Annotated in this window: 13 protein-coding genes; 11 read left to right on the plus strand and 2 right to left on the minus strand. The window is 62.7% G+C overall.

What is annotated here, in order from left to right:
* Positions 1-300: 300 nt before the first annotated feature.
* The 11 genes from PSAKL28_RS10950 (at position 301) to PSAKL28_RS11000 (ending at position 14940) form a co-directional block, all read left to right on the plus strand.
* On the plus strand, positions 301-1596 hold the full coding sequence (locus PSAKL28_RS10950) for an MFS transporter (RefSeq protein ID WP_038610035.1): 1296 nt from the start codon (positions 301-303) through the stop codon (positions 1594-1596).
* A complete protein-coding gene (locus tag PSAKL28_RS10955) occupies positions 1583-3073 on the plus strand; it encodes a NarK family nitrate/nitrite MFS transporter (RefSeq protein WP_084589087.1) in 1491 nt (496 codons plus the stop codon). The genes PSAKL28_RS10950 and PSAKL28_RS10955 overlap by 14 nt, the downstream gene beginning before the upstream one ends.
* A gap of 69 nt (positions 3074-3142) precedes the next feature.
* Positions 3143-6910: a nitrate reductase subunit alpha gene (locus PSAKL28_RS10960; RefSeq protein WP_038610038.1), complete on the plus strand. Its 3768-nt coding sequence runs from the start codon at positions 3143-3145 to the stop codon at positions 6908-6910.
* A gap of 11 nt (positions 6911-6921) precedes the next feature.
* Positions 6922-8460 carry a nitrate reductase subunit beta gene (narH, locus tag PSAKL28_RS10965; RefSeq protein ID WP_038610041.1) on the plus strand — a complete coding sequence of 513 codons (1539 nt, stop codon included), beginning with the start codon at positions 6922-6924 and terminating at the stop codon, positions 8458-8460.
* 2 nt (positions 8461-8462) lie between these two features.
* Entirely contained in the window at positions 8463-9218 is a 756-nt protein-coding gene (gene narJ, locus PSAKL28_RS10970) for a nitrate reductase molybdenum cofactor assembly chaperone (protein ID WP_038610044.1), read from the plus strand.
* Positions 9211-9891: a respiratory nitrate reductase subunit gamma gene (gene narI / locus PSAKL28_RS10975; RefSeq protein WP_038610047.1), complete on the plus strand. Its 681-nt coding sequence runs from the start codon at positions 9211-9213 to the stop codon at positions 9889-9891. The genes narJ and narI overlap by 8 nt, the downstream gene beginning before the upstream one ends.
* 10 nt (positions 9892-9901) lie before the next feature.
* A complete protein-coding gene (locus PSAKL28_RS10980) occupies positions 9902-10816 on the plus strand; it encodes a peptidylprolyl isomerase (protein ID WP_038610050.1) in 915 nt (304 codons plus the stop codon).
* A gap of 22 nt (positions 10817-10838) precedes the next feature.
* Positions 10839-11831, plus strand: a complete 993-nt coding sequence (gene moaA, locus PSAKL28_RS10985; protein WP_038610053.1) for a GTP 3',8-cyclase MoaA — start codon at positions 10839-10841, stop codon at positions 11829-11831.
* Positions 11832-12035: 204 nt separating this feature from the next.
* The gene (locus tag PSAKL28_RS10990) at positions 12036-14048 is read left to right on the plus strand and encodes a ribonucleoside triphosphate reductase (RefSeq protein ID WP_038610056.1); all 2013 of its coding nucleotides are present in this window, start codon (positions 12036-12038) and stop codon (positions 14046-14048) included.
* A gap of 32 nt (positions 14049-14080) precedes the next feature.
* Positions 14081-14248 carry an anaerobic ribonucleoside-triphosphate reductase gene (gene nrdD / locus PSAKL28_RS10995; protein ID WP_038610059.1) on the plus strand — a complete coding sequence of 56 codons (168 nt, stop codon included), beginning with the start codon at positions 14081-14083 and terminating at the stop codon, positions 14246-14248.
* Positions 14245-14940 (plus strand): anaerobic ribonucleoside-triphosphate reductase activating protein, encoded by a 696-nt coding sequence (locus PSAKL28_RS11000; protein WP_038610062.1) that lies wholly within the window; start codon positions 14245-14247, stop codon positions 14938-14940. Before nrdD ends, PSAKL28_RS11000 begins: the two co-directional genes overlap by 4 nt.
* Before the next feature lie 20 nt (positions 14941-14960).
* Here the strand turns inward: PSAKL28_RS11000 and PSAKL28_RS11005 are convergent, their stop codons facing one another.
* Positions 14961-16340: a 4Fe-4S binding protein gene (locus tag PSAKL28_RS11005; protein WP_038610064.1), complete on the minus strand. Its 1380-nt coding sequence runs from the start codon at positions 16338-16340 to the stop codon at positions 14961-14963.
* Entirely contained in the window at positions 16328-17182 is an 855-nt protein-coding gene (locus tag PSAKL28_RS11010) for an FTR1 family iron permease (protein WP_038610067.1), read from the minus strand. Before PSAKL28_RS11010 ends, PSAKL28_RS11005 begins: the two co-directional genes overlap by 13 nt.
* Positions 17183-17191: the final 9 nt, after the last annotated feature.

Genomic DNA, 17191 nt, shown 5'->3' on the forward strand with positions numbered 1-17191 from the left:
CGCAGGAGGGGGAAAGTGCACATGCAGGGCTCCATTGGGGGGCTGCCGATGGTTTGGCGACCGGTCCCTGGCGCTCTACCTCTAAAGAGTTCTTATCCGAAGGCTTCGCCCGAATATCCTGTATGAAACCGGCAAGACACTGATAAACAAAGGGTTTAGTGGTTTTTCGGACCTACCTCGTTGGAGGTAGGCAGTACAAGCATAGGCCTGGAGGCGTCCAGGCTTCTTTGATCCGGGTCAAGTTTTTCCGGGGTTTGCCTCTCTAGTCTGCGGCCATAGCGAACTGACTGGAGACCCAACATGACCCCACCGCGTGTACGACAAGGCCTGGTACTGGGCATGAGCACGCTGGCCTTCACCGTCTGTTTCATGGTCTGGATGATGTTTGCCGTGCTCGGCGTCCCGATCAAGGAACTGCTCCAGCTCAACGAAACCCAGTTCGGCCTGCTGGCCGCCACCCCGGTGCTGACCGGCTCGCTGGTGCGCCTGCCGCTGGGGCTGTTGACCGACCGTTTTGGCGGACGCAGCGTGTTCTTCCTGCTGATGCTCGCCTGTGTGCTGCCGCTGTACCTGATCAGCCACGCCACCGCCTACTGGCAGTTCCTGGTGCTGGGGTTGTTTGTCGGCCTGGCCGGAGGCTCGTTCTCGGTCGGTATCGCCTACGTCGCCAAATGGTTCGACAAGGACAACCAGGGCTTTGCCATGGGCGTGTTCGGTGCCGGTAACGCCGGCTCGGCAGTGACCAAGTTTCTCGCCCCGGCGCTGATTGCCGCGGGCAGCTGGCAGCTGGTGCCGAAAGTCTTCAGTGCAATCCTGTTCATCACCGCGCTGCTGTTCTGGTTTCTCAGTGCCGACAACAAGGCCCACCGCAGCGCCAAGGGCGCCAACCTCGGCGAGCAGCTCAAGGCCCTGAAAGATCCTGCGGTGTGGCGCTACTGCCAGTACTACTCGATTGTCTTCGGCGGCTATGTGGCCCTGGCGCTGTGGATGACCAAGTACTACGTCGCCGAATACGGTTTCAGCCTGCAAAGCGCAGCGCTGCTGGCCGCCTGTTTTTCCTTGCCCGGTGGCGTGCTGCGCGCCGTCGGTGGCTGGATGTCGGACCGCTGGGGCGCGCAGAGCGTGACCTGGTGGGTGCTGTGGGTCAGCTGGATCTGCCTGTTCCTGCTGTCCTACCCGCAGACCCAGCTGCAGGTGCAAACCCTCAATGGTCCGCTGGACTTCCACATCGGCCTGAACCCGGTGCTGTTCACCGCACTGCTGTTCATCATCGGCATTGCCTTCGCCTTCGGCAAAGCCTCGGTGTTCAAGTACATCGCCAACGACTACCCGCAAAACATGGGCGCCGTGTCCGGCATCGTCGGCCTGGCGGGCGGCCTGGGCGGCTTCATCCTGCCGATCATGTTCGGCGCCCTGGTGGACCTGACCGGCGTGCGCTCCTCGGCCTTCATGCTGATGTACGGCGTGGTCTGGGTGTCGCTCATCTGGATGTACTTCAGCGAAATCCGCAAACGCCCGCTGCTCGGCAAACAGCCGCAGGCGACCTCAAGCCCGTTTTCCAGCATTGCCCAAGGAGAAGACCATGTCGGTTCTTAAACAGCCTGAACCAGGCGCTGATGTCGTGCGCCTGGGTGGGAGCGAGCTTGCCTCGCGAAGCGATGTGTTTGAAAAAACGCAATCGCGGGGCAAGCCCGCTCCCACCGGCCCGGTCATATACGACTGGCGCCCTGAAGATCCCGCATTCTGGGGGCGTAGCGGCAAGAAAACCGCCACCCGCAACCTGTGGATTTCGATTCCCGCACTGCTGCTGGCCTTTGCCGTGTGGATGGTCTGGAGCACGGTGATCGTGCGCCTGAACGCCATCGGCTTCACCTTCAGCACCGACCAGCTGTTCTGGCTGGCAGCCTTGCCGGGGCTGTCTGGCGCTACCTTGCGGGTGTTCTACTCGTTCATGGTGCCGATCTTCGGCGGCCGCCGCTGGACCGCCCTGAGCACCGCCTCGCTGCTGCTGCCGACGCTGTGGATGGGCTTTGCCGTACAAGACCCGAGCACCCCCTACAGTGTGTTCGTGATGATTGCCCTGCTGTGCGGCTTTGGCGGCGGCAACTTCGCCTCGAGCATGTCCAACATCAGCTTCTTCTATCCCAAGTCGCAGCAAGGCACGGCACTGGGCCTGAATGCCGGGCTGGGTAACCTCGGCGTCTCGGTGATGCAGTTCGCCGTGCCGCTGGTGATCACCTTCGGTGTGTTCGGTGTACTCGGCGGGCAACCCCAGGTGCTGGCCGACGGCAGCCAGTTGTGGCTGCAGAACGCCGGCTTCCTGTGGGTGCCGTTCATCATCGCCGTGACCTTGCTGGCCTGGTTCGGCATGAACGATTTGTCCAGCGCCAAGGCCTCGTTCAGCGAGCAGGCGGTGATTTTCAAGCGCAAGCACAACTGGCTGATGTGCTGGCTGTACCTGGCCACCTTCGGTTCGTTCATCGGCTTCTCCGCGGCCTTCCCGATGCTGATCAAGACCTCGTTCCCCGAGGTCAACGCCCTGGCTTTCGCCTTCCTCGGCCCGCTGGTTGGTGCCCTGGTACGCCCCTTGGGCGGCTGGGTGGCCGACAAGTTCGGCGGCGCCCGGGTGACCCTGTGGAACTTCGTGCTGATGATCGTGATGGTCTTCGGTGTGCTGCACTTCATCCCGCAGCAGGGCGCAGCCGGCAACTTCTACGGCTTCCTCGGCATGTTCATGCTGCTGTTCTTCACCACCGGCATCGGCAACGGTTCGACCTTCCGCATGATCCCGGTGATCTTCCGCACCCTGCATGAAAAGGCCGCCGCCGGCAAAGGCGCGAAGGGCCACGATCAGGCGCTGAAAAACGCCGGCAAGGAATCCGCTGCGGTGCTCGGTTTCAGTTCGGCCATGGGGGCCTTTGGCGCCTTCTTCATTCCCAAGACGTTCGGCAGTTCGATGGCCATGACCGGTAGCCCGGCGCTGGCTTTCTACATGTTCGTCGGTTTTTACCTGAGCTGCATTGTCGTGACCTGGTGGTGGTACGCGCGCAAAGGCGCCGAAGCACCCTGCTGACAGGACCCGAATTCAACTTTTGCGTGGGTGGGGCACAGAACCCCGCAGCAAGCCTGAGAGGAAAGCATCATGAGTCATCTGCTCGATCAATTGCGGTTCTTCAACCGCAAGCAAAACGAGTTTTCCGACGGTCACGGCGAGACTCGCAAAGAGTCGCGCGACTGGGAGAACGTCTACCGTTCACGCTGGCAGTACGACAAGATCGTGCGCTCCACCCACGGGGTGAACTGCACCGGCTCCTGCTCGTGGAAAATCTACGTGAAGAACGGCCTGATCACCTGGGAAACCCAGCAGACCGACTACCCGCGGACCCGCAACGACCTGCCCAACCACGAACCGCGCGGCTGCCCGCGGGGCGCCAGCTACAGCTGGTACATCTACAGCGCCAACCGTCTGAAGTACCCGAAGATCCGCAAGCCGCTGCTTAAATTGTGGCGTGAAGCGCGCCAGAGCATGGCACCGGTCGAGGCCTGGGCGAGCATTGTCGAGAACAAGGCCAAGGCCGATTCGTACAAGAGCAAGCGCGGCATGGGCGGCTTTATCCGCTCCAGCTGGGATGAAGTCACCGAGATCATCGCTGCAGCCAACGTCTATACCGTCAAGCAGTACGGCCCTGACCGGGTGGTGGGCTTCTCGCCGATCCCGGCAATGTCGATGGTCAGCTACGCCGCCGGTGCCCGTTACCTGTCGCTGATCGGCGGCACCTGCCTGAGCTTCTACGACTGGTACTGCGACCTGCCACCGGCTTCGCCGATGGTCTGGGGCGAGCAGACCGACGTGCCGGAATCGGCCGACTGGTACAACTCCAACTACATCATTGCCTGGGGCTCCAACGTCCCGCAGACCCGTACCCCGGATGCGCACTTCTTCACCGAGGTGCGCTACAAGGGCACCAAGACCGTGGCCATCACCCCCGACTACTCGGAAGTGGCCAAGCTCACCGACCTGTGGCTCAACCCCAAGCAGGGCACCGACGCGGCCCTGGCCCAGGCGTTCAACCATGTAATCTTCAAAGAATTCCACCTCGACCAGCCAAGCGCCTATTTCACCGAATACGCCAAGCGTTACACCGACCTGCCAGTGCTGGTGCTGCTCAAGCCCATGCTGGGCACCGCACCGGGCGCTGGGTATCAGCCGGACCGCTTCCTGCGGGCCTCGGACCTGGCCGACAACCTTGGTCAGGAAAACAACCCCGAGTGGAAAACCATCGCTCTCGATGCCGACGGCGAGCTGGTCTCACCGCAAGGTTCGATCGGCTATCGCTGGGGCGAGCAGGGCAAGTGGAACATCCTGCCGCGTGAAGGCGGCGCCGGTCGCGAGATCGACCTGACCCTGAGCCTGATCGGTGGCGACGTCGCCGAAGTGGCCTTCCCGTACTTCGCCGGCGAATCCCACGAGCACTTCCAGCATGTCGCCGGTGATGCCGTGCAATACCGCCGCGTACCGGTGCGCAGCCTGACCCTGGCCGACGGTAGCCAGGTCAAGGTCGCCACCGTGTTCGACCTGTCGGCAGCTAACCTGGCCATCGACCGCGGCCTGGGTGGCGCCAACGTCGCCCGCGATTATGACGACGCCAGTGTGCCCGGCACCCCGGCCTGGCAGGAGCAGATCACTGGCGTCAGCCGCGAAAAAGCCATCCAGATCGCCCGCGAATTTGCCGACAACGCCGACAAGACCCGTGGCCGCTCGATGATCATCGTCGGTGCGGCGATGAACCACTGGTACCACATGGACATGAACTACCGCGGGCTGATCAACATGCTCATGCTCTGCGGTTGCGTCGGCCAGACCGGTGGCGGCTGGGCCCACTATGTCGGCCAGGAAAAACTGCGTCCGCAGTGCGGCTGGCTGCCACTGGCCTTCGGCCTGGACTGGAACCGTCCGCCACGGCAGATGAACGGCACCAGCTTCTTCTATGCCCATAGCTCGCAGTGGCGCCACGAGAAGATGAACATGCACGACGTGCTCTCGCCGCTGGCCGACAAGAGTCAGTTCCCCGAGCACGCCCTGGACTACAACATCCGCGCCGAACGCGCCGGCTGGCTGCCCAGCGCGCCACAGCTCAACCGTAACCCGCTGGACATCTGCCGCGATGCCGCCGCCGCTGGCATGGCGCCGAAAGACTACGTGGTCAAGGGCTGGCAGGACGGCAGCCTGCGTTTTGCTTGCGAACAGCCGGACAACCCGGTGAACTTTCCGCGCAACATGTTCATCTGGCGCTCCAACCTGCTCGGCTCCTCGGGCAAGGGCCACGAGTACATGCTCAAGTACCTGCTCGGCACCCGCAACGGCGTGATGAACGAAGACATCGGCCAGGTCGGCGACTGCAAGCCGCAGGAAGCCGAATGGGTCGACGAGGGCGCCATCGGCAAGCTCGACCTGGTCACCACCCTGGACTTCCGCATGTCTTCGACCTGCGTGTATTCCGACATTGTCCTGCCGACCGCGACCTGGTACGAGAAGGACGACATGAACACCTCGGACATGCACCCCTTCATCCACCCGCTGTCGGCGGCTATCGATCCGGCCTGGGAATCGCGTTCCGACTGGGAAATCTACAAGGGCATCGCCAAGGCTTTTTCGAAGATGGCCGAGGGGCATCTGGGCATCGAACAGGACCTGGTCACCGTACCGCTGATGCACGACAGCGTCGGCGAACTGGCCCAGCCGTTCGGCGGCACCGACTGGAAAACCGCGGGCGTCGCGCCGCAGCCCGGCAAGAACGCGCCGAACATCCAGGTGGTCGAGCGCAACTACCCGAACATCTACAAGCAGTTCACCTCGCTCGGCCCGCTGCTGGAAAAACTCGGCAACGGCGGCAAGGGCATCAACTGGAACACCGATGAGGAAGTGAAATTCCTCGGTGAGCTGAACTACCGCGAGAACGACGCGGGCATCAGCCAGGGCCGGCCGAAGATCGATACCGCGATCGATGCGGCGGAAGTCATCCTCTCGCTGGCCCCGGAAACCAACGGCCATGTGGCGGTCAAGGCCTGGGCGGCATTGTCCGAGTTCACCGGCATCGACCACAGCCACCTGGCGCTGTCCAAGGCGCACGAGGCGATTCGCTTCCGCGATATCCAGGCGCAGCCGCGCAAGATCATCTCCAGCCCGACCTGGTCGGGGCTCGAGGACGATCATGTCAGCTACAACGCCGGCTACACCAACGTCCACGAGAACATCCCGTGGCGCACCATCACCGGCCGCCAGCAGTTCTACCAGGATCACCCGTGGATGCAGGCTTTCGGTGAGCAGCTGATGAGCTACCGGCCACCGGTCAACACCCAGACCATCGCCGCGGTGAAAGGCAAGCGCAGCAACGGCCACACCGAAATCGTCCTGAACTGGATCACCCCGCACCAGAAGTGGGGCATCCACAGCACCTACAGCGACAACCTGCTGATGCTCACCCTCAGCCGTGGCGGGCCGATTGTCTGGCTTTCGGAAATCGACGCACAGCGCGCCGGTATCGAGGACAACGACTGGATCGAGTGCTTCAACGCCAACGGTGCGCTGACCGCCCGCGCGGTGGTCAGCCAGCGGGTCAAGGAAGGCATGGTGATGATGTACCACGCCCAGGAACGGATCGTGAACGTACCCGGCTCGGAAACCACCAAGACCCGCGGCGGCCACCACAACTCGGTGACCCGCGTGGTGCTCAAACCGACCCACATGATCGGCGGCTATGCCCAGCAGGCCTATGGGTTCAACTATTACGGCACGGTCGGTTGCAACCGCGACGAATTCGTCGTGGTACGCAAGATGGCCAAGGTCGACTGGCTCGACGGATCGCGCGGCGATGAGCTGCCACGTCCGCTGCCGACCGAGATGGAATAAGGAGTGCTGTCATGAAGATTCGTTCACAAGTTGGCATGGTCCTGAACCTGGACAAATGCATCGGCTGTCACACCTGTTCGATCACCTGCAAGAACGTCTGGACCAGCCGTGAAGGCATGGAATACGCCTGGTTCAACAACGTCGAAACCAAGCCTGGGGTCGGTTACCCGAAAGAGTGGGAGAACCAGGACAAGTGGAAGGGCGGCTGGGTCCGCAACAGCAACGGCAGCATCAACCCGCGCATCGGCGGCAAGTTCCGGGTGCTGGCGAACATCTTCGCCAACCCTGACCTGCCAGGCCTTGACGATTACTACGAGCCGTTCGACTTCGATTACCAGCACCTGCATACCGCGCCTTTGGGCGAGCATCAACCGACGGCGCGGCCGCGCTCGCTGGTGTCGGGCAAGCGCATGGAAAAGATCGAGTGGGGTCCGAACTGGGAAGAAATCCTCGGCACCGAGTTCGCCAAGCGCCGCAAGGACAAGAACTTCGACCAGATCCAGGCCGACATCTACGGTGAGTACGAAAACACCTTCATGATGTACCTGCCGCGCCTGTGCGAGCACTGTCTGAACCCGGCCTGTGCGGCATCGTGCCCGAGCGGGGCGATCTACAAGCGTGAGGAAGACGGCATTGTCCTGATCGACCAGGAGAAGTGCCGCGGCTGGCGCATGTGCATCAGCGGCTGCCCGTACAAGAAGATCTACTTCAACTGGAAAAGCGGCAAGTCCGAGAAGTGCATCTTCTGCTACCCACGGATCGAAGCCGGCATGCCTACGGTCTGTGCCGAAACCTGTGTCGGACGTATCCGTTACCTCGGTGTGCTGCTGTACGACGCCGACCGCATCAGCGAAGTGGCCAGCACGGCCAACGAGCATGATCTGTACGAGAAGCAGCTGGAGATCTTCCTCGATCCGAACGATCCGGCAGTGATTCGCCAGGCCCTGAAAGATGGCGTGCCGCAGTCGGTGATCGACGCCGCGCAACGCTCGCCGGTGTACAAGATGGCCGTTGACTGGAAGCTGGCGCTGCCGCTGCACCCTGAGTACCGCACCTTGCCGATGGTCTGGTACGTACCGCCACTGTCGCCGATCCAGAACGCGGCCGCTGCGGGCACCGTGGGCATGAACGGGGTGATCCCGGATGTCGACAGCCTGCGCATTCCGCTGCGCTACCTGGCCAACCTGCTCACCGCCGGTGACGAGAAACCGGTCAAGCGTGCGCTCAAACGCCTGCTGGCCATGCGCGCCTACAAACGTGCCGAACAGGTTGAAGGTGTGCAGGACCTGCAGGTGTTGAAAGACGTTGGCTTGAGCGTGAACCAGGTCGAGGAGATGTACCGCTACCTGGCCATCGCCAACTACGAGGACCGCTACGTGGTGCCGAGCGCGCACCGTGAAGAGGCCATGAGCGACGCCTTCGCCGAACGTTCCGGGTGCGGCTTCAGCTTTGGCAGCGGCTGCAGCGGTAGCTCCGACACCAACATGTTCGGGGCGAAGAAGGCCAACCGCCGCGACATCCTCAAAACCGTACAGTTGTGGGAGGACTGAGCATGCGCATCCTTAAAGTGATTTCGCTGCTGCTCGATTACCCGACCGAGACCCTGGTCGCCGGCCGTGATGAACTGGAACAGGCGATCCTTCAGGCGCGGGAAATCAGCCCGCGTCAGCGCGGTGCGCTGTTCGAACTGCTGGAGCTGATCTGCAACAACGACCTGATGGATGGCCAGGAGCACTACGGTGCGCTGTTCGGCCGAGGCCGGGCGCTGTCGCTGCTGCTGTTCGAGCATGTGCATGGCGAGTCGCGCGACCGTGGCCAGGCCATGGTCGACATGCTCGCGCAGTATGAAGAGGCGGGCTTTGCCATCGGCGTCAAGGAGCTGCCGGACTATATCCCGTTGTACCTGGAATACCTCTCGACCCGCGACGACCTCGAGGCCCGCGAGGGCCTGGCCGATGTCGCGCACCTGCTGGCCTTACTCGCCGCGCGTCTGGAGGAGCGCGAGAGCGCCTACGCCAGTTGCTTCCGCGCGCTGTTGCAGATCGCCGGTGCCGAACCGCACCAGGCCGTGGCCGACCTGCGTGAACAGGTCGCCGCCGAGCAGCGCGACGACTCCCTCGAAGCCCTGGACAAGATCTGGGAAGAGGAGGCGGTGGATTTTCTCAAGGCCGAGCAGCAAGAGCGTTGCAGCGCCATGCCAAGTGCGCCGGGCAAGGCCCGCGAAGAAAGCGCGGTACCGCTGCACTGGGTTGATTTTCAGCATCAAGGGCCTGCCAGCGCGCAGGCTACGGAGGTGGGCAATGTCTAAATGGAATCTGTTGGCGTTCGGGGTGTATCCCTATATTGCTCTGGCGATCTGCCTGCTGGGCAGCTGGGCGCGTTTCGACCTGTCGCAGTACACCTGGAAGGCCAGCTCCAGCCAGATGCTCTCCGGGCGCGGCATGCGCGCAGCGAGCAACCTGTTTCACGTTGGCGTGCTGTTCGTCCTGGCCGGGCACTTTGTCGGCCTGCTGACCCCGGCTTCGGTCTATCACCATGTGATCAGCACTGAAAACAAGCAACTGCTGGCGATGGTCTCGGGCGGCTTTTTCGGCCTGCTGTGCCTGATCGGCTTGATCATGCTGATCCACCGGCGCCTGACCGATCCACGGGTTCGCGCCACCTCCAACACGTCGGACATCCTGATCCTGCTGGTGCTGTTGGCGCAGTTGGTGCTCGGTTTGCTGACCATCGTCGCCTCCACCGGACACATGGACGGCTCGGTGATGGTGATGCTTGCCGAGTGGGCGCAGAACACCGTGCTGTTGCGTCCGGTAGAGGCCGCGGCCGCCATTGCCCCGGTCAGCCTGGTGTACAAGCTGCACGTGTTCCTGGGCCTGACCCTGTTCGTGCTGTTCCCCTTCACCCGCCTGGTACACATCGTCAGTGCACCGGTCTGGTACCTGGGACGGCGCTATCAAATCGTTCGGCAGAAAATCTGAGGAGGTTGTCATGTCAAGCGGATGTGGATGTGGCGGTGGTAATGGCGGCGGTGGTTGCGCCTCTTCAACAGTCGTTGAACCCGAGCTGGCGGTAGAGGCGGTGGAAATCGCAGCACCAGCGCAGTTGATTGCCAGCAGCGAACAGGAGTGGCCGATCATCAGCGTCAATGCGCTGCCGATCAGCCCTCAGGCCATGGCCCAGGAGCTGCAATATCACCCGGCAGCGGACCGTGAGGAGGCAGTATTCATGGCCGCCCGCGCCCTGGTGATCCGCGAGCTGTTGCAACAGCGGATCGCCGAACTGGGCCTGTCGCTGCAGGTCGGCGCGGGGGAGAACGAAGAGGAAGCGGCCACACGTTTGCTGCTGGAGCGCGAGGTGCAGGTGCCCGAGTGTGACGAGGCCACCTGCCTGCGTTACTACGACAGCAACCGCGGGCGCTTTCACAGCGCGCCGCTGCTGGCGGTACGGCACATTCTGCTCGAATGTGCCCCGGACGATGCCGAGGCGCGCAGCCAGGCACTGGTTCAGGCCGAGATCCTGCAGCAACGTCTGGCGCAATTCCCCGAGCAGTTTGCCGAGCTTGCGTTGAAGCACTCGGCTTGCCCGTCGAAAGCGCAGGGCGGGGAACTGGGGCAGATCAGCAAGGGCCAGACGGTGCCGGAGCTGGAACGGCAGCTGTTCACCCTGGCCCCGGGGCTGGCCGACAAACCGCTGGAAAGCCGCTATGGCTGGCATGTCATCAGCGTCGACCAACGCATCGAAGGCCAGCAACTGCCGTATGAGGCGGTCGCTACGGCGATCCGCACCCAGCTGCAACAGGGCGTGTGGCAGAAGGCGGTGGTTCAGTACCTGCAGACCCTGATCGGTGCTGCGGATATTCGCGGTATCCAGCTACAGGGCGCTGATTCGCCGCTGGTGCAGTAACCAGGTAAGCAAGGGGAATGTGATGAGCACGGTGATGCAGGATGGATTCGGGCGGCAGATCGATTATCTGCGCATGTCGGTGACCGATCGTTGTGATTTTCGCTGTGTGTACTGCATGGCCAAGAACATGACCTTCCTGCCGCGTCAGCAGGTACTCACCCTTGAGGAACTGCAGCGTCTGGCAACGCTGTTCGTTGGCCAGGGGGTGCGCAAGATCCGCCTGACCGGCGGGGAGCCGTTGATCCGCCCGGGGATTGTCGATCTGTGCCGTCACATTGCCGCCTTGCCGGGCTTGCGCGAACTGGTGATGACCAGCAATGGCTCGCAGTTGCAGCGCCTGGCGCGGCCGCTGGTGGATGCCGGCGTCAAGCGCATGAACATCAGCCTCGACAGCCTGGACAGTGAGCGCTTTCGCGCGATTACCCGCAATGGCGATCTCGATCAGGTGCTGCGGGGCGTCGAAGCGGCAAGCGCTGCCGGTTTCGATCGGATCAAACTCAACTGTGTGGTGATGAAGGGGCGCAACTTCGATGAGGTGCTGGCGCTGGTGCAGTACGCCATCGACCTGGGCATCGACATCACTTTCATTGAAGAGATGCCGCTGGGTGAAGTAGGGCGCTCGCGTGGCGAGTCGTTCTGTTCCAGTGACGAGGTGCGGGCGCTGATTGCCAGCCGCCATGCCTTGCTCGACAGCGCCGAGAACAGCGGTGGGCCGGCGCGCTATGTGCGCCTGGCGCAGCATCCGCAGACGCGTATCGGGTTTATTTCGCCCAACAGTCATAACTTCTGTGCCAGCTGTAACCGGGTACGGATGACCGTGGAAGGGCGTTTGCTGTTGTGCCTGGGGCAGGAGGATTCGCTGGACTTGCGCGGGTTGTTGCGGCGTTATCCGCTGGATGACCAGCCGATTGTCAGTGCGGTGCAGCAGGCCTTGCGGGGTAAACCGCTGCGGCATGATTTCGATGCCGGGGGAGAGGTGCAGATTCTGCGCTTCATGAATATGAGTGGAGGGTGATCTTTATGCCGCCGGTGGGAGCGGGCTTGCCCCGCGATTACGGGCTGTCAGTCACATCGATTCGCGGGGCAAGCTCGCTCCCACCGGGTCCATCCTGCCATTCTTGATATCAATCAATTTTCTCCAGCGCCTTCAGTCGTAACCTCTACTGCATATTGTGTTTTGAATTTCATAAATAACTATATGTAGTGTTTTGGGGGCAAGATGCACAGCACGCTGATCAGGGTAGGGCACAACCAGCTACACAAGCGCGACGGCAGTCTGGTCGCTTTCGATGCCGACAAGATCCGCCAGGCGTTGATCGCTGCCGGCAAGGCCACCGGGGAGTACGCCGAGGCCGAGGCCGAAGGGTTGCTGGCAGCGGTGCTGGCGCACTTGGAGGGCTATTCGCAGCTGCACGTCGAACAGATCCAGGACCGGGTCGAGCGGGTGCTGATGGACGCCGGGCATTTCCTTTCGCTACGCGCCTATATCGTCTACCGCGAACAGCACGGGCGTTTGCGCCGCGACCGCAAGACGTTGGTCGAAGTGGCGACCTCGATGAACGAGTACCTCAACCGCGAAGACTGGCGGGTTCAGGCCAACGCCAACCAGGGTTACTCGCTGGGTGGGCTGGTGCTCAATGTCTCCGGCAAAGTCACCGCCAACTATTGGCTCGATGAGGTCTACAGCGAAGCCATTGGCCGCGCCCACCGCGAAGCCGACCTGCATGTGCATGACCTGGATATGCTCGCCGGCTACTGTGCCGGCTGGTCGCTGCGCACCCTGCTGCACGAAGGCCTCAATGGCGTACCCGGACGGGTCGAGGCCGGGCCACCCAAACACCTGAGCAGCGCCCTGGGGCAGATGGTCAATTTCCTTGGCACGTTGCAGAACGAGTGGGCCGGGGCCCAGGCCTTCAGTTCCTTCGACACCTACCTGGCGCCCTATGTGCGCAAGGACCGGCTGCCCTACGAAGAGGTCCGCCAGGCCATCCAGGAGTTCATCTACAACCTCAACGTGCCGTCGCGCTGGGGCACCCAGACACCCTTTACCAACCTGACCTTCGACTGGGTCTGCCCGGAAGATCTGCGCGAGCAGATCCCGGTGATCGGTGGAGAGGAAATGCCCTTCGCCTATGGTGAGCTGCAGGCCGAAATGGACCTGCTCAACCGCGCCTACATCGAAGTGATGCAGGCCGGCGATGCCAAGGGCCGGGTGTTCACCTTCCCGATCCCGACCTACAACATCACCCACGATTTCCCCTGGGACAGCGACAACGCCGAGCGCCTGTTCGAGATGACTGCGCGCTATGGCCTGCCGTATTTCCAGAACTTCCTCAACTCCGACATGCTGCCCAACCAGGTGCGCTCGATGTGCTGCCGCCTACAGCTGGATGTGCGCGAACTGCTCAAGCGCGGTGGCGGTCTGTTCGGTTCGGCGGAGCAGACGGGCTCGCTCGGTGTGGTGACCATCAACTGCGCACGCCTGGGCTATCTGTTCAAAGGTGACACCAGCGGTCTGCTGCAGCGCCTGGATACCTTGATGGAACTGGCCATGGAGAGTCTGGAGGTCAAGCGCAAGGTGATCCAGCACCACATGGACGCCGGTTTGTACCCCTACACCAAACGCTACCTGGGCACCTTGCGCAATCACTTCTCCACCATTGGCGTTAATGGCCTGCATGAAATGTTGCGCAACTTCAGTGATGACCAGATGGGCCTGCACACCGAGCAGGGGCGACGCTTTGCCTTGAACCTGCTGGACCATGTGCGTGCCACCCTGGTGCGCTTCCAGGAAGATACCGGGCACCTCTACAACCTCGAGGCGACACCGGCTGAAGGCACCACCTACCGCTTCGCCAAGGAAGACCTCAAGCGCTATCCCGACATTCTCCAGGCCGGCTGCGCGCAGGCGCCGTACTACACCAACTCCTCGCAACTGCCGGTGGGTTACACCGATGACCCCTTCGAGGCGCTGGAGTTGCAGGACGAACTGCAGTGCAAGTACACCGGCGGTACGGTGCTGCACCTGTACATGGCAGAGCGGATTTCTTCGGCCCAGGCCTGCAAGCAACTGGTGCGCAAGGCCCTGGGACGCTTCCGCCTGCCTTACCTGACCATCACCCCGACCTTTTCCATCTGCCCGGTACATGGCTATCTGGATGGCGAACACGAGTTCTGCCCGAAATGCGACGAAGCCCTGTTGCTGGCGCAGCAGGTCGGCGCTGTTCACTGATTTCGAATTACCCAACCGCAAGGAGCTTCATCATGACTGCACTGCAAACCCTGCCTGTGGCGCAACGCCAACGCTGCGAAGTCTGGACCCGGGTGATGGGCTATCACCGGCCGGTGTCGGCGTTCAACCCGGGCAAACAGTCCGAGCACCGCGAGCGCCAGCATTTCACTGAGGGTGCGGCAGCGGCCGGGCATCCATGAGTCGAGCACTACGGGTCGGGGGCATGGTGCCCCTGACCACCCTCGACTATCCGGGCAAGCTGGCCTGTGTGTTGTTTTGCCAGGGTTGCGCCTGGCGTTGCCGTTACTGTCACAACCCGCAATTGATCCCGCCGCGCGGCAGTCAGGAGCTTGATTGGAACCAGGTGCTGGCATTCCTCCAGCGCCGCCAGGGCCTGCTCGACGCGGTGGTGTTCAGTGGCGGCGAAGCAACCCTGCAGGACAGCTTGCCGGCGGCGATGGCCGAGGTCCGGCAGATGGGCTTTGCTGTTGGCCTGCACAGTGCCGGCATCAAACCTGAGGCGTTCGCCCGAGTGTTGCCGGGGGCCGATTGGGTCGGCTTCGACGTCAAGGCTCTGGCCGAGGAGTGTGCGCTGATTACTCGGGTAAAGGGCAGCGGGGTGGCCAACTGGCGCAGCCTGGAATTGTTGTTGGCCAGTGGTGTGGAGTATGAATGCCGTACTACGGTACATTGGCATCTGATCGACCCGGAGCGCCTGCTTACGCTGGCACGGCGTTTGAGTGAACGCGGGGTCATACGTTTCGTGGTACAGATGGTACGTACCACGCAGATGCTCGATGCAAGTTTGCCAAAGGTATCGATGCACACTGCGTTGCCGGTGCTGTGGGATGCGCTTGGCGATCTGTTTCCGGAGTTTGAAGTGCGCGGCTAGATCGCCGCGCCCTTTAGTCGCTAGAGCCATCCCCAAAACTGCAACCACCAGCCATAGCCTACCGCGACAATGGCTGCCAGCAGGCAAACACTAGCGGCGCAGCGCCGGGGCAGGGCAATGTCCTGGCGTACCAGCAGCTTCCAGCCCAACCAGGCGCTCCAGGCCATGGCTGCGATCAACAGCAAGGCCCTGGCCGGTTGAACCCACTCCAGCAACAAGCCTTCATAGCGCAGCAGCTTCACCGTGGTTGCCGACAAGCCGAGAAACAGCCCGGCGCCGCCCAGAGGTGTAAGGGTCAGGCTCAAGGCTCCATACAGATCAGGCTTGCCCGTCAGCCGTGCTGCCAGGCGCAACAAAACCAGCAAACTGCCGCCCAGTAACAGGGCGCTGGTGCTCAGGTACAGGACGATACTGAAACCGTCCAGCCAGCTGAAACTGTCGTTGAGCTGCGGGTAATGGGTCAGCAGCCACCAAGGGGCGTTGTCGTGCAAGGGCCAGAGCACATCGTGCTCCACCAGCCACTGCGCCAGGTGCTGTTTGAGGGCGATGAACCAGGGGCTGACGGTCCACTGGAAGGCGCCCATGGCCAGGCCGATGACGCCGAACAGCAGCAGGCGACTATCCCAGGCTGATGGTGCGCGCGTGGCCGCCTGCAGGATCTCTTCGTTGCTGGAGCGGGCAATCAGTTGCACCGCGCCGCGTTGCCCGCTGCAGCGGCCGCAGGCGTGACAGTCGCTGGCGCCCTGCAGGCGACGGATGTCCAGCAGCGGTGCGCAGTTGGGCGGTGGCAGGCGCGGTGTGGCGTTTTCTTTCCAGCGCTGTTCATCGACCTGGAAGTGTACCGGGGCGAGGCGCGCGAGCAGGGCAAAGACGCCGCTGACCGGGCACAGGTAGCGGCACCAGACCCGCTTGCCGCGGGCGAACAGCAAACCGATGGCGATCGCCGCCAGCGTCGAACCGCCGAGAATCAGCAGTGCCGCCTGGGCGTAGTCGTAGACGCTGATCAGCTGGCCATAAAGGGTGGTCAGGCAGAATGCCAGGGTTGGCCAGCCACCCCAGCGCATCCAGCGTGGCACGCCCATGCCCCGGCCATACCGGCTGGCCCATTCGCTCAGCGAGCCTTCAGGACACAGTACGCCGCACCAGAGCCGGCCGAACAGTACGATCGACAGCAACACGAACGGCCACCAGAGGCCCCAGAACAGGAACTGGGCGAACAGGGTCAGGTTGTCCAGCATCCGCGCCTGGCTGCCGGGCAACGGCAGCAATGCCGGTACTACCAGCAGCGCGGCGTAGAACAGCACCACCGTCCACTGCAGGGTGCGAATCACCCCGGCATGGCGGCGCATGCCGTTACCCAAACGCTGCAATAGGCGATTGTGCACGCTCAGGCTGGACATGCGGCGCTGCCTGTTTTGCGCTGCAGCAGCCAGCACCCGACGCTCAGCCAGTAGCCGCTGAGCACCAGCAGGGTCAGGGCGCTGGGCGTGGCGCGGTAACCGGCGAACCCGGCGAGAAAAGCGCCCAGGCCCTGGCTGTCGCTGAGCACTGTGCTGCTGTCCCAGAGCGCATCGCCAACCAGGGTATAGGCCATCTCCGGCAACTCCATGGCCAGCAGTTGACCGCCGACTCGCTCGGTCGCGCTGACCAGCAAGGCTGCCGCGAGCAGCAGCAACAGCGCTTCACTCAGGCCAAAGAAATGTTGCCATGAAATGAACCGTCGACTGCTGTGCAACAGGGCAATGGTCAGCCCTGACAGCAGCAGTCCGGCGATGGCGCCGATGAAAAATTGCGCCAGCGCCAGGCCTTGCAGGCGTGCACCGGCGCCATAGAGAAAGACCACGGTTTCACTCCCTTCGCGGCTGACTGCAAGCATGGCCAGCAGCAACAATCCGACACCGCCCTGGCGCGCGAGTTGCTGCTCGGCGTGGCGCCGCAGATCGTCCTTGAGCGAGCGTGCGTGGCGGTGCATCCAGCCGACCATCTGCACCATCAGCATACTGGCCAGTAACGCCAGGGCGGCCTGGAACCATTCGCTGGCAGTGCCGCTCATGGCCTCGCCGGCAAACAGGATCAGCAGCGCCAGCATGGCCGAAAGCAGCAAGCCCAGGGCGACGCCGCTCCACAGATATTTCAGCAGTCGCTGGCCGCGAGCTTGCTGGCTGACCCAGGCCTGGAGAATGCCGATCACCAGCAGCGCTTCGACGCTTTCGCGCCAGACGATAAACAGTGCTTGATTCATCAAGACTCC

Source organism: Pseudomonas alkylphenolica, assembly GCF_000746525.1.
Classification (GTDB): Bacteria; Pseudomonadota; Gammaproteobacteria; order Pseudomonadales; family Pseudomonadaceae; genus Aquipseudomonas; species Aquipseudomonas alkylphenolica.